Below are 13,025 nucleotides of genomic sequence, written 5' to 3' on the forward strand. Positions count from 1 at the left end.
TGTGATGGTGGTACAGTTTTTTAACCCTAGCTGTCATCAAGTGGCAATTGTGTATACAGGCCCTGATATAACCTCACAAAAGATAACTCTAACTTTCGCTACGAGAGGTTAGGGAAGACAAATAGTTTGTGAGAAGTACACGTTATGGCAGAGCAAGAGAACACTCCAGAGACAGCAGAGCAACAGAAGCCAGTAAACAAGGTAAAGAGGACAACCAATGCCATCTTAGCTTTGGTGTTTGTATCCATCGGTACTGCTGTGGTTTCCGACCGAATTATACCTACAACCGATAATGTTAGAGTTGAAGGCAACGTAGTGAGTTTGATCCCTGAGGTGTCGGGCCCCATTGACACAGTGTTGGTTGAGCCTAATAAGGTTGTCAAAAAAGGGACTGTTCTCGCAAAAATTGCGCCTATTGATTACCAAATTGCACTTAAGAAAGCGGAAACCAAGGTTAAACTCACTGGGCAAAATGTCGGTGCACAAATGGCCGATGTTATGGCTGCCCAAGCGCAGTTGACCAATGCCGTTGTTGCCCTTGATAACGCTAAACGCCAAGGTCAACGCTTATTGAGTTTGGCTGATAGAGGCATTGTTTCTAAGTCTGACGCCGATAATACGCGCGCTGCTCTACAGACAGCTAAGGCAGATGTCGCAAAGGCAAGAGCGAACCTTGAGCGAGCTAAAACTCAAGTGGGTGCCAATGGCGAAGACAATGCTCAAATGCAGACCGCATTGCTTGAATTACAGCAAGCCCAGCTGAATGTTGAGCGTACGATCCTTCGTGCTCCGACAGATGGTTCAGTCACCAACTTCAAACTCACCGAAGGGGCTTATGCAAAGGCAGGGCAGAGTCTATTAACCTTTGTATCTAGTGACAATCTATGGATAGAAGCGAACTTTCGAGAGAACAGCCTTGGCAATATAAAACAAGGTAACAAGGTAAAGGTTGCCTTAGATTTTGCCCCCGGAAAGACCTACTCAGGTCGTGTGGTATCGGTTGATTTGGGCGCTGCATGGGGCGTTGCAGACCAGCCTGGTGCACTTGCCAGTGTAACCAAGCAAAATGGTTGGCTCAGAGATTCACAGCGTATGCCTGTAACTATTCAGTTGGATGATGCAGATGCGACTGAATATATGCGTATTGGTGGACAAGCGGATGTGGTCGTTTATACCGATGAGAGTTCACTGATGAATATGCTTGGGAAGGCTTGGATTCGACTTGTGAGTCTATTCTCTTATGTTCGATAACATCACAAAAGCACAGGAGCGGAAAATATTTCGCTTCATCTTTGGGGTAGGGCTATCAACGTTTATTGCAGTGTGGTTTAACTGGCCTTTAGCGTTTTGTGCGCCACTACTTACCGCAAAGTTCATTGTCGATAAGGCTGAATTTCATATCTTGCATGTGAAGCAACTGGTGTATGCCTTGGTTGTGACCATGTTGATCAGCTACGCGCTATCTACAGGATTTCCGGAGTATAAGATTGCCTTCCTCGCGCTCTATGGGGCGGGCATTCTATGGGCCTATTATCTGTTTACTGACCCTAAGTGGGTCATGTTTGCAACGTTTCTGGTAATTAACCTGCTGCTGCAACCGTACATTACCATAGTGGATCAGCAAGCCGCCTTAGATGTCGGTATTGGTTTCGCTTTCTCTGGCGTGGTATCAGTAGGGTTTTATGCGCTGTCACATGTCTATTTTCCGGAGATAGAAGAAAACAAATTCAATGGATTTCCTCCATCTCCTCTGCCACAGGCTATGAGATGGGGTGGAGCGATAAGAGCGTGGCTGATCTCCTTTCCTCTGATTTGTTTGTATTTCTACTATCAGCTGTCTCAGGTAATGCTGACGGTCGCTTTTGTTACCTTGCTCTCTTTGTTTACAACGGGAGAGAAGGCCAATAAAACGTCAATGTTCTTCATTATTGCGAATGTATTTGGGGCGATTTTAGCCCTCATCGCTTTCTTCGTGATGTCACTGACACCGAATATGTGGGTTTACATGTTGGTGATGTTGTTAGTAATTTGCCTTATCGGCACCAAGATCTATACCGATCCTGCAAAGGCACCTATTTATGCCACTGCATTTACCGGTTTTCTGGTACTGATCGGTTCTTCAATGACTACCGGCGCACTGGATGACAAGCTGTACGTTCGAATCTTCCAGCTTATCTTGGTGATACCTTACCTAGTGTTTATGGTGTATTTCTTTGAAGGCCGAGATGAAGCAAGAAAGGCATTAGTAGCCAAAACAGAGAGAACCTTGAAGAAGTCAAAAAGAGAACTATCCAAACGCACATAAGTAATAGTGTGTGTAGGGCCCTCATGAACGCTGTCTTGTTAAAATAGATTGATGCCACCTAGTGTATTCACGGGTGGCATTTTACGTGGGTTAATTATTTATCAAATGAATGGAATGACTGGCGCAAAATGGGCGTTATTGTTTTCTGTTTTCTCTAGAATACATTACATCGAAGGGGATAAATCGCAGTAAGAGTTTGGCCCTTAGCAACTAACTACAGAGAGTGAACGATGAAAAGCAATCTAAAGATTCTAGAAAAAGTAACCCTTGGCGTAATCGCAACCGGTATCGCAAGTGACCTTTGGAGTTGGTTGGTGATCCCTGTTGAGGACATCTTTGTGGTGGGCGCTCTGATTTCCTTGATGTTGAGCTTCTTCGTATGGCTTGAAGGTTTCCTTGCGGTTAAATGGCAGGCTAAGGGTGAAGCGAAGAAATATAAGATAGGTCGCGGTATTACCTCTTATATTTCACTTGTTGGTGGTAAGTTTGCGACGATGGGTGCAATTGGCTACCTATTCCCTAAGGTGCAGATGCTAGGTTACTTCAACGGCGTGGTAGTATTCTTTGGACTTATCTTCCTTATCATGGGATTTGAAGCCGCTTGGGACAAGCTCAGCACAAGCAGTCCAAAACAGCTTACTCAAGCTAGCTAATTATAAAGAAGCCGCTCAGTTGAGCGGCTTTGTTGTATTTGAAATCTAGAAAGTGGTCGATTACAGATAGAAGATATAAAAATCCCTTTTCCTCAACAATCCAACGTCAGATATTCAGTAGGATTGATAGTTGTAAGCGTGTCACCAAATGGCAATCGTGCTTAGTCATTAACCGTTAATCTACCGCTCCTATCAAGGGGAGTACATAGCGCGACTTCTACGACTAACTACGGAGCAAAACATGTTAGATAACTTTGCTAAGAATATTATCCCGCCTAAGCCTTACCTAGTATTGGGAAATAGAATGTTTCTATTGTCCGCTGTATTGCTAGTGATTAGTGCGTATCTCTACAATGTAGATGAAGCCTTTGTTGCAGTGGAAGTTGGCATCATACACTTCTTATATAACCTAAAGTTTGCCAACAAAAAAACGGTTTTTTGGGGTGGCTTAGAGCCTTTAGTCACGACTTTGATTGCTGTGCCTCTGTCATTGGTGCCTATGCCGTATGCGCCATTCACTACAGCGATTTTTGTGTTTGTGCTAGTGCTCATTGAACGTGATAACCACCATCAAGGTGTGCCTAAATACATATTGCCTTTGAGTTTCTTGCTGCTCTCTATGATGATGGTTCCACAAGGGGTTGAAAGCACTGAACTGATGATACAACGCAGTGTATCTGTTGTGCTTGGCATAGTGGTTGCGATGTTAGCCACAGCTTTTGTTTGGCCTAATGCCTCGCAGAATCAAACTCAAGATAAAGCCCAAGATAAAGCAAAGCGCACAATCAATAAGGTCGATGTTAAATACTCTTCTCGAAAGGCGTTGGGCATAGGCTTGATTCTTTCATTGGGTTTTATCGATGGCTCAGGAGCGGCTTTAGCTGCCTACCTTTTTATGATGATTCACAGCCCGATTTCTAAGCAGTTGGCGCCTAAGGCGTGGCAACGCTTCAGCGGCACAGTGCTTGGTGCAGTCATTTATGTGCCTCTGGGACTGCTCATGGGGTACCTAGATTCAGAGCTAATGGTTACCGCAATCAAATGGTCTTTGGTGATTGTTTCACTGTATATGATCTTGGTTTACCTAGAACACAATTACACGGTCGCTACAGCGTTTATCATGTTATTGATATTGGCCTATGCTGTTGGCCCTTTTAACTTGCAGATTACAGAGCTTGTTTTCATGCCTCGTTTTTGGAACACCCTGATCGGTGGTGGTGTGATGGTGCTGCTAGGTTTCCTTGTCCCATTGCGAGATAAAGATTTCGCCTAGAAATAGGCCTTTGTGTGTATTTCCAATAAGTAAAAGGCATACGGATGGTGCCTTCTACTTGGTCACTGACCAAAAAGTTGTTATAAAAAATGCCGTTCGACGACTGAAAACTCTTACATGCATTAATGCCGCAGGTCCTACTTATTTCCCCATCCCTTGAAGCATAGAATGGATGTGATGCCGTCTAAATAGAGAAAGATGGATTAAAGTTCCTTTATGTTTTAGTTGAATTAGTGAACGATTTTGTGTGAAAGCCTCAAAAATGGCCCTTTTGTGTTATCATGCCGCCGTAGGGGATAAGATCAGAGCTTAGAGTCGCCGGCAATCTACAACTATTTTTAATGCCAATAACGCACTCATAAGCCTCGACTTATCAAATTATCACTAACATGGAGTTAGTCGTTTGTTATCGCTTTTGCGGTAGCTAAACCTCATTGTTTATGAGTTCAAAATCAAAAAAATATAGTATTGAATCCACCGACTATCAGGTCGGTCAAGATAACGTAACGAAATGGGGCATGGATATCCATAACACCGTTTTTATGGGCTCTCTAGCGTTATCACTTCTTTTCATTGTTACACTGTTAGTCATGTCGCCAGCTGAGGCTAAAGCTGCGATTGATTCTGTGAAAGGCGCTGTTCTTTCATACTTCGACTTCCTATTTATGTGGGGAGCAAACCTCTTCCTAATCTTTGCCATCGTTATTGCTTTTTCACCTTTAGGTAAAATTCGCTTGGGCGGTGATGGCGCAACTACCGACTACTCAACGTTTTCTTGGATTACGATGCTGTTTGCAGCGGGTATGGGTATTGGCCTTATTTTCTGGGGTGTTGCAGAACCGACCGCGTTCTATACGGGTTGGTATGGCACGCCATTGAACGTTGAGTCACACACGATGGAAGCTCGCGAGCTAGCATTGGGTGCAGCGACGTTCCACTGGGGTCTGCATGCGTGGGCTATCTATGGTGTAACGGCACTTTGTCTGGCTTACTTTGTGTATAACAAAGGCTTACCACTTGCGATGCGCTCTGTGTTCTATCCGATATTAGGGGATAGAGTTTGGGGCAAAACCGGTGATGTTATCGATATCCTGACCGTTCTGGTGACACTATTTGGCTTGGCGACGTCTCTTGGCTTAGGTGGCACGCAGGCAGCGAGTGGTATCAGTCATGTATTTGGTCTAGATAACAGCTTGCTGCTTCAGCAATCTATCATCGTACTGATCATGGGCCTTGCTATCATCTCTGTGCTACGTGGTATGGATGGTGGCGTGAAGCTGCTCAGTAACATAAACATGGCGATTGCTATCCTATTCCTTCTGTTGATGGCGGTGCTGAACTTCACAACAGTACTAGACTCATTCACAACAGCTGTGGTTGGTTACGTTAAAAATGCTTATGCATTGAGCCAAACCTCAGGTCGTGAAGATACTACCTTCTTGCATGGCTGGACAGTGTTCTACTGGGCTTGGTGGGTTGCTTACGCACCGTTCTTTGGCATGTTTGTTGCGCGTATCTCGAAAGGACGTACTGTTCGTCAGTTCCTTGTTTACGTACTGATTATTCCAACACTCGTAACTACAGCATGGATGTCGACGTTTGGTGGCATTGCTATCCAACAGATGATTGATAACGTGGGTATATTGGGAGCCAAACAAGCGCTTAGTGATGTCTCTTTGAGTCTCTTCTATATGCTTGAGGCCTATCCGATTGGCGACATACTGTCAGTGGTTGCGGTGATCCTAATTGTTGTGTTCTTTGTTACTACCTTGGACTCTGGCTCGATTGTTATTGATAGCATGACTGCCGGCGGAAAGATGGACGTACCAATGAAGCAAAAAATCATTTGGGCACTGATCTCAGGCACTATCGCTATGGTGATGTTGTGGATTGGCGGCACTGAGTCTATTCAGGCGCTACAGTCGATCACGATAATTGCAGCAATGCCATTCACCATCATTCTACTGATTGGTTGCTTTAGCTTGGTGAAAGGCTTACTGACAGAAGTAGGCGGTTCAAAAGCAGATGCTGACTATGTTGAAGCTGAAGTGAAAAAATAACTTACTTTTAATAAAGTAAAAATGTGAAAGCCTCGGTACGTAATGTGCCGAGGCTTTTTTTGTTTATTAGCGTTAGAGATAGTATTTAATGCCCGGCACTAAATACCGGATTACACCAACTGAGACATCAACAAGAAGCCGCCAAAAACAAACCCAAACAGCATCATACTATTGCCACCCTCAGCGGCGTAACGCTCGCCTAGGGTATCGCTCTTCCTCAGTTTGTACACCATAGCCAATGGAACAAATACGGCTAGGAACACTAGGATGATTCCTGCGTATGCCAGTACAGACAAGAACTGATCTGCCGCCAAGATCGCACCAACTAGTGGGAGTACGAAGGTAATCACATAGGTCACAACGCGGTTTTGCTTAAAGGTGTCACTATTTTGATGAAACAGCGACATGGCAACGCCAAAGAATGAGGTGAGCAGCGCTAGACCGGTAAAGAGTGACAGTACCGTGCCAATCCAAGGTGCTTCATGTTCAAATCCTGCCATTAACTCAGAAACACTCGAGAACTGTTTTAGTTGCTCTGGTGGCAAGTTGCCCACAACCGCAAATAACCAGCATAGGTAGCAAAACAACGGGATCAGAGAACCGACAATAACCATATTGCGCAGCTGTTTATCTGTGGCATCGCTGTTGTATGTAACCAAGCTTGGTATCACCACCATAAAGCCAAAGCTCGTGAAGAGCACGGCACTGGTCTTGATAAGCTCTAACTGGCTGTGATTGCTCACTTGCGCTAGGTTTTGCGCAGAAAACTCGGGTAACAGTGCAAACAGGGTCAAGACCAAGCTCGCTACCATGATCAAGAAAAGCGCGCGGTTGAGCTTATCAATTACTCCAGTACCACAAGCTACAATAGCGCCAGCGACTAGGGTGAATAGGATTTGGCTTTGAGTGAAGCTAATGGAGAGTCCAATAGCGGCTACGCCCTGTGATAGAAGATCTGCGGCACCTAAGATGTATGCCATCAATAAGCAGATCAGTAGTGCGTAAAGTAGCCCGTTTGTCACGAGTTGGCCGCCCTTGCCTAGGGATGATCGGGCGATTGAGTTAAGACCTAAACCGCCACCTGACTTGATGGTGGCTTCAAGTAGAAGCAATGCAGAGTAGGTAGTACCGAACCAAATAAAAGCCATCAATAGTGTGCCGTACACAAGGCCAAATTGAGCTAATACCATTGGAATTGCAAGCATGCCAGCGCCAAGAGCGGTGCCGGAGATAATAAGGGCGCTACCCAAAAGTTTTGTATTCATTTTCTATAAAACCGTAAATATTAATTAAATTTTTAATTCATGCGCGTACGCGCAGGCGTATTGAGAAGGAAGTGAAGATCAATACGAAAAGTAAAATCGAGAAAATGAATAGGACGGCAAGAGGGGGTTGCTGGTGCAAGGAAGAGCAAAAGGGGATAGAGGTGCTTTTGAAATGTGAGCTTGCTGGTGTGGCGACCCTTCAGTGGGTTCCATAATAGGTGTTGTGATCTTGAAAATCATTAAGGTGTCCTAAATAAAGAGACAATCCTTTGAAACAAACATAGTAAATCCTGAACTATGTGCTCTCGAATTGAGAGGATTTCATCTTATATAGGTAGAGATGGATTGCAAAGGGCAAATTGCAGAATGACGGTGTTCTGTTGTGAAAACTATCATTTCACGCCATGGTCATTAGTTAACGCAATTTCGACTTGAAAATATGGTTATTTTATATACAATCTCGGTCTATAAACAAGCCTTGCATATGACCGGAATGAATAACCCTAAGTCATGGGTAAGTGAACATTAATCTCTATTGGCGAGTAATATAATTTGACAGTGAAATCGTTATTTTTATTTTTGTCTGCACTCATGTTGTCGAGCGCAGTAACCGCAAAAACAGCCGAAAAAACATCACAAATTAACCAGATCGAAGAAAAGTACAACACTATAGGTCTAGAAGGTGTGATGGACTTTGATTTGTTCAAAAACGCTTATCAGGCATATAAGTCAACAGATGGTGCTAAAAAGCCCGTACTGACTATCATCGATTATGATCGCCCATCAACAGAAAAGCGTTTCTTTGTTATCGATCTCGAAAAAGAAGAGTTGGCGTTTGAAACCTATGTGGCTCATGGCGTGAACAGCGGTGGTAAAACTGCGACAGAATTTTCGAACATAATGAGCTCGCGACAAACCTCGCTAGGTGTTTTCTTAACCAATGAAACCTATTACGGTAATCATGGTTATTCCTTGCGCCTTGATGGTGTAAGTAAAGGAGTGAACGACATGGCAAGAGACCGTCACATTGTTGTTCATGCTGCAGAGTATGCGACTAAAGAGTTCATCAACAAGCACGGTTATCTAGGACGCAGTTGGGGTTGCCCAGCACTGTCTCCAGAAGTGAACAAAGAGATCATTGATATGATCAAGGGTGGCAGTGTTATCTACGCGAGTGCGTAAAACGACGCTCCCCAAAATACAAAGCTAGATTTTATAAGCCCGTCGATTTTATCGGCGGGCTTTGTTGTTTCTGGAAGCTCGGTATTGGTATCTACACTATAGTTCGCCCAACGGGTCTCCATTTCCAAGAACATAAAAAGCTCAATACAAAAGAGTTTGCGAGCAGTTTCACCCCGCTTAGTCTATCAAGTTCATAATCGGGCTTTTTAATTCCATTGTTATGTTATAACATCTCGGCAATTCCCCCACGCACGATATGTAATGAAACACTTTAGACTTATCGCTTTGGCTATTGCCATAGTCGCTTTTACGCTTGCCTTCTTGTTACCCAAAGCACTGCAATCTGAATCCAATCACGGCCAAGATATCGATATTTTGATCACTCAGGCACCAGAGGTTCCGCGAGAGCCAACGCCTGTGCGTGTACATTATTTCGTTAAGGTTGGAGATACCCTCAGTGACATTTTCTCTGCGTGGGAGCTACCCTACAGTAACTTGCAACAGGTGCTCTCGGCTGATGAGGTCCCGCTGCAACTCGATACGATAAAGCCAGGGGATCACCTTGAGTTTGTCATTGACCCTGTAACACGGCAGATCATATCCCTTACCTACAATATCAGCTTGGTTGAGCGTGCGACTTATACTCGAATTGAAAGTGGCGAATTTGATTACCACTTTATTGAAGAAGAAGGCGAGTGGAGAGAAACCCTTTATTCGGGCACTGTTGAGGGTAGCTTCTCTTTATCGGCTCACAAGGTTGGTTTGAGTTCCAACCAGATCGCCAATATCACTCGCGTTCTGCACGATAAAATTAACTTTGCTCGAGAGCTTAGGGCTGGCGATCGCTTTGATGTATTGATCAATAAGCAGTACCTAGGCGATCACCCTACAGGCAATAGCGAGATTAAGGGCATTTCCTTTAAGCTAGCGAGAAAAGAGGTCGCAGCCTTTTTGGCGGATGATGGTCGTTTCTACGACCGTGAAGGAAATAGCTTAGAGAGGGCGTTCAATCGTTACCCCGTTGATCCGCAGTTTCGCCGTATCACGTCTTCATTTAACCCGAGGCGAAAGCATCCAGTGACAGGGCGTATTACGCCTCACAACGGAACTGACTTTGCTACTCCAGTGGGTGCCGCTATTTATTCGACGGGTGATGGTAGGGTTGTTGGGGTTAGAAATCACCCATATGCAGGTAAGTATCTGGTTATCGAACATAACAGTGTCTATACCACCCGTTACCTTCACCTTGACCGATTCTTGGTCAAAAGAGGTGATTATGTGGAGCGTGGACAGAAGATTGCTATTGCCGGTGCTACGGGAAGAATTACCGGCCCCCATCTGCACTTTGAAGTCCTAGTACGAAATCGTGCGGTTGATCCTATGAAAGCGGATTTACCCATGGCGAGTTCAATTTCAAAAGAAAACAAAGAGTCGTTTGCTGCGCGAATTTCTAAGTTTGATGAGCTAACTATCTAGTGTATGCGTAGGTTTAATTTTTAGAGTAAGGGCTAACTTCGTAGTTAGCCCTTATTTTTGCTAACTAGACTACGATACCGTGCTTTATTCCCTCTCTTTCAGGGTTGTTGTAGGGCTGTATTTAGAGAAGCGATTAATACTCAATCAATGACTAAGTCAACGATTACGCTAGTACGCCCCTCCTTAAAGAGGGTTAGGTAGGGTTTTGAATGATGCAATCATACATAAGCGATTATTCAAAATTTGAAAGGTCGGCTATGATCCCGATACTTTCAAAGATGCATGTGAATTACTCTATATGACTCAATTATCAATAACACAGCGATGTTCAGCACCGTCAACGCTTACTTTAGTGTTGTTGACTGGGTTAGCGGCAATGGCAATCAGTATCTTTTTGCCTTCATTACCGCATATGGCGGAATACTACGACGTTGATTACCCGGTCATTCAGATCTCGATTTCTGGCTACATCATAATGACTGCTGTGGTTCAGCTTCTTGCTGGTCCTTTATCGGATAGGTACGGGCGTCGCCCAGTGGTGCTAGGTTCTATCGCTGCATTTTCGCTTGCGACAGTAGGTTGCCTACTGTCTGAAAATATCTGGCTGTTCTTGTTCTTTAGAATGCTTCAAGCAGTAATTGTTACCGTGTCGATCATTGCACGGACAGTGGTGCGAGATGTTGATTCTGGTCCACAAGCAACACGCAGAATGAGCTACATCATGATGGGAATGTCTTTAGTTCCTATGATTTCGCCAACCCTAGGCGGTTTCTTAAGTGAGTTCTTTGACTGGCATGCAGCTTTTCTTTTGTTGCTCGCATTTGCGATGATTGTGGGTGTGCTAGCGTATTTTGATATGGGCGAGACAGCGCCAAAAATACATCGGACGCCAACGACACGCAATCGGGGCTTTAGAGTGCTCTTGAAAGATAAATACTTCATCAGTAATTCCTTGATTACCATGCTGTCTAATGGCGCGTTTTTTATCTTTTTATCCGCAGGTCCACTGATTGCGACTCAGCACTATAGCTTGTCTCCATCCGCTTTTGGGTTGTATTTTGCGCTAACTCCAGCGGGTTATCTGTTAGGTAATTATCTGACCAGCCGTTTAAGCCAGACCTTTTGTTCAAAAGTGCTCATAAAGACGGGCAGTGGTATTGCTGTGCTGGGTCTTTTTGGCATCATGTTTGTTGTCAATGGTGGCATAGACAGCCCTAGTATTTTCTTTGGCCTGATGTTTTTCGCAGGTATCGGGAATGGCTTGATAATTCCTAACGCGACCGTGCGTATGCTTGATGTTACTCCAGCATTAGTGGGCTCAGCATCGGGCTTGGGCGGGTCAATAATGACTGCTGGTGGGGCTGTTCTGTCTCTTTCATCAGATATTGCTGTCTATCCAGGTTCAGGAGTATTGCCGATAACGGGGGTACTGTTTGTCTGTTTTGTTGCTGTGCCATTGATGTTATCTATGCAAGACGAGCCAAACAAAAGGCTAGCGAACGGCTAGCCTGAATGGATTGATAAGTAACGAGCGCAGGCTTTGTTGTTTATGAATTTGATAATTCGCTAATGCGGTTTTTATACATAGATGCGACTACCGCGCTGCTCATAATGGTCACCAAGAAGCCTAAAGACCAAGTGGTTGCAATGGCATACTCAGTGCCCACCAATACCATCTTTATACCGATAAAGATCATGATGATAGAAAGCGCCGGCTTTAAGTAGACAAACTTATCCAACATCGCTTGCAATACAAAGTACAGCGAACGCAGTCCAAGGAGTGCAAACACGTTTGCAGCCAGTACCAAGAACGGCTGTTGGGTTACTGCAAAGATTGCAGGGATTGAGTCTAAAGCGAACATGACATCCATCACCGCGATGACACCCACCACAATCAGCATTGGCGTCGCAATCCATTTGCCAGCTTGTTTGAATATCAAGCTGTTGCCCTGATAGTCATCTGACACTGGAAGGAACTTGCGAATGAACTGCTCAGGGTAAGGGTTTACTTCTTCCTCTTCGCCCTTATCACGTGCTAATTGAATGCCGGTCCAAATTAGGAAGGCTGCAAATAGATACAAGACCCAGTGATACTCTGCCAGCAGCTTAGCGCCAATAACTATCATCACCGCGCGCAGGACCAACGCACCAATAACACCCCATAATAGAGCTCGAGGGCGCAAGTGTTCTGGCACCTTGTATTGGCTAAAAATGATAGCAAATACAAACAGATTATCGACGCTTAAAGACTTCTCAAGCAGATAGCCAGTCAAAAATGCGACGGTTGCTTTGTTTGCCGAGTAAACGCTGTGCGGTGCGTAGAAATCCCAGAAAAAGTAGATAGAAGTGGCAAATACAAATGCCAACACGAACCAGAATATGCTCCAGCCCAATGCTTTCTTCATAGATACAGTGCCACCGCGAGTTTGGTAGATATCAAGCGCAACAAGTACCAGGGTCAATAGACCAAAGACGCCATACATGATGAGCGATTCTTGCATTGGTACAGATGAACTTAATTGGGTGGTATTTTCTATTGGGGACATACTTCCTCCTGGGCAGAAGGACGGTGTTTAGGTGACCTTCCGCAAAACATAAAAACCAACAGGCATACACAGTATGCTGCTGATCAATGAATGCGTTGGTCTCGTTGGAGTGACTGAAAAATATTCAATCACCTTTACTTACCGGTTAAACATGCGCTTAACGGGATGACGATAAGTAAACTTGCGCTAACTACTCCCCAAAACAGGGCCATGATAGGCTTATTTGGGCCAATAGCCAACAAAAACTATTTGTGGTTAATGTACA

10 protein-coding genes are annotated in these 13,025 nt (G+C 44.5%); 8 read left to right on the forward strand and 2 right to left on the reverse strand.

Features of this window, described 5'->3' with window-relative positions; translation table 11 throughout:
* Positions 1–144 precede the first annotated feature (144 nt).
* The 5 genes from A6E01_RS04400 (at position 145) to A6E01_RS04420 (ending at position 6,291) form a co-directional block, all read left to right on the forward strand.
* Positions 145–1,251, forward strand: a complete 1,107-nt coding sequence (locus A6E01_RS04400; RefSeq protein ID WP_065209651.1) for an HlyD family secretion protein — start codon at positions 145–147, stop codon at positions 1,249–1,251.
* Positions 1,241–2,305, forward strand: coding sequence for a DUF2955 domain-containing protein (locus tag A6E01_RS04405; protein WP_065209652.1), 1,065 nt, complete (start codon positions 1,241–1,243; stop codon positions 2,303–2,305). The genes A6E01_RS04400 and A6E01_RS04405 overlap by 11 nt, the downstream gene beginning before the upstream one ends.
* Before the next feature lie 230 nt (positions 2,306–2,535).
* Entirely contained in the window at positions 2,536–2,958 is a 423-nt protein-coding gene (locus A6E01_RS04410; RefSeq protein ID WP_065209653.1) for a hypothetical protein, read from the forward strand.
* Positions 2,959–3,199: 241 nt separating this feature from the next.
* A complete protein-coding gene (locus tag A6E01_RS04415; RefSeq protein WP_065209654.1) occupies positions 3,200–4,231 on the forward strand; it encodes an FUSC family protein in 1,032 nt (343 codons plus the stop codon).
* Between the two features lie 440 nt (positions 4,232–4,671).
* Positions 4,672–6,291: a BCCT family transporter gene (locus A6E01_RS04420; RefSeq protein ID WP_170875129.1), complete on the forward strand. Its 1,620-nt coding sequence runs from the start codon at positions 4,672–4,674 to the stop codon at positions 6,289–6,291.
* 110 nt (positions 6,292–6,401) lie between these two features.
* Here A6E01_RS04420 and A6E01_RS04425 read toward each other — a convergent pair whose 3' ends face one another.
* The gene (locus A6E01_RS04425) at positions 6,402–7,556 is read right to left on the reverse strand and encodes an amino acid permease (protein ID WP_065209655.1); all 1,155 of its coding nucleotides are present in this window, start codon (positions 7,554–7,556) and stop codon (positions 6,402–6,404) included.
* Positions 7,557–8,147: 591 nt separating this feature from the next.
* Between A6E01_RS04425 and A6E01_RS04430 the strand changes: the two genes are divergently transcribed.
* The 3 genes from A6E01_RS04430 to A6E01_RS04440 all read left to right on the forward strand — a co-directional run bounded on the left by A6E01_RS04430 (position 8,148) and on the right by A6E01_RS04440 (position 11,721).
* Complete coding sequence (locus A6E01_RS04430) at positions 8,148–8,738, forward strand: murein L,D-transpeptidase catalytic domain family protein (RefSeq protein ID WP_017027565.1); 591 nt, start codon at positions 8,148–8,150, stop codon at positions 8,736–8,738.
* Positions 8,739–8,999: 261 nt separating this feature from the next.
* A complete protein-coding gene (locus tag A6E01_RS04435; RefSeq protein WP_065209656.1) occupies positions 9,000–10,214 on the forward strand; it encodes a peptidoglycan DD-metalloendopeptidase family protein in 1,215 nt (404 codons plus the stop codon).
* Between the two features lie 298 nt (positions 10,215–10,512).
* Entirely contained in the window at positions 10,513–11,721 is a 1,209-nt protein-coding gene (locus A6E01_RS04440) for a multidrug effflux MFS transporter (protein WP_237334495.1), read from the forward strand.
* A 40-nt stretch (positions 11,722–11,761) separates the two neighbouring features.
* Here the strand turns inward: A6E01_RS04440 and A6E01_RS04445 are convergent, their stop codons facing one another.
* Positions 11,762–12,760: a TerC/Alx family metal homeostasis membrane protein gene (locus tag A6E01_RS04445; RefSeq protein WP_017243335.1), complete on the reverse strand. Its 999-nt coding sequence runs from the start codon at positions 12,758–12,760 to the stop codon at positions 11,762–11,764.
* Between the last annotated feature and the right edge of the window lie 265 nt (positions 12,761–13,025).

It is taken from the genome of Vibrio breoganii (assembly GCF_001677275.1).
GTDB lineage: Bacteria > Pseudomonadota > Gammaproteobacteria > Enterobacterales > Vibrionaceae > Vibrio > Vibrio breoganii.

What these genes read in the sequence shown, in the direction of transcription:
- A6E01_RS04420 (WP_170875129.1), top strand. Translation starts at nt 4,672, where the DNA reads ATGAGTTCAAAATCAAAAAAATATAGTATTGAATCCACCGACTATCAG.
- A6E01_RS04435 (WP_065209656.1), top strand. Translation starts at nt 9,000, where the DNA reads ATGAAACACTTTAGACTTATCGCTTTGGCTATTGCCATAGTCGCTTTT.
- A6E01_RS04405 (WP_065209652.1), top strand. Translation starts at nt 1,241, where the DNA reads ATGTTCGATAACATCACAAAAGCACAGGAGCGGAAAATATTTCGCTTC.
- A6E01_RS04415 (WP_065209654.1), top strand. Translation starts at nt 3,200, where the DNA reads ATGTTAGATAACTTTGCTAAGAATATTATCCCGCCTAAGCCTTACCTA.
- A6E01_RS04440 (WP_237334495.1), top strand. Translation starts at nt 10,513, where the DNA reads ATGACTCAATTATCAATAACACAGCGATGTTCAGCACCGTCAACGCTT.
- A6E01_RS04400 (WP_065209651.1), top strand. Translation starts at nt 145, where the DNA reads ATGGCAGAGCAAGAGAACACTCCAGAGACAGCAGAGCAACAGAAGCCA.
- A6E01_RS04425 (WP_065209655.1), bottom strand. Translation starts at nt 7,556, where the DNA reads ATGAATACAAAACTTTTGGGTAGCGCCCTTATTATCTCCGGCACCGCT.
- A6E01_RS04445 (WP_017243335.1), bottom strand. Translation starts at nt 12,760, where the DNA reads ATGTCCCCAATAGAAAATACCACCCAATTAAGTTCATCTGTACCAATG.
- A6E01_RS04410 (WP_065209653.1), top strand. Translation starts at nt 2,536, where the DNA reads ATGAAAAGCAATCTAAAGATTCTAGAAAAAGTAACCCTTGGCGTAATC.
- A6E01_RS04430 (WP_017027565.1), top strand. Translation starts at nt 8,148, where the DNA reads ATGTTGTCGAGCGCAGTAACCGCAAAAACAGCCGAAAAAACATCACAA.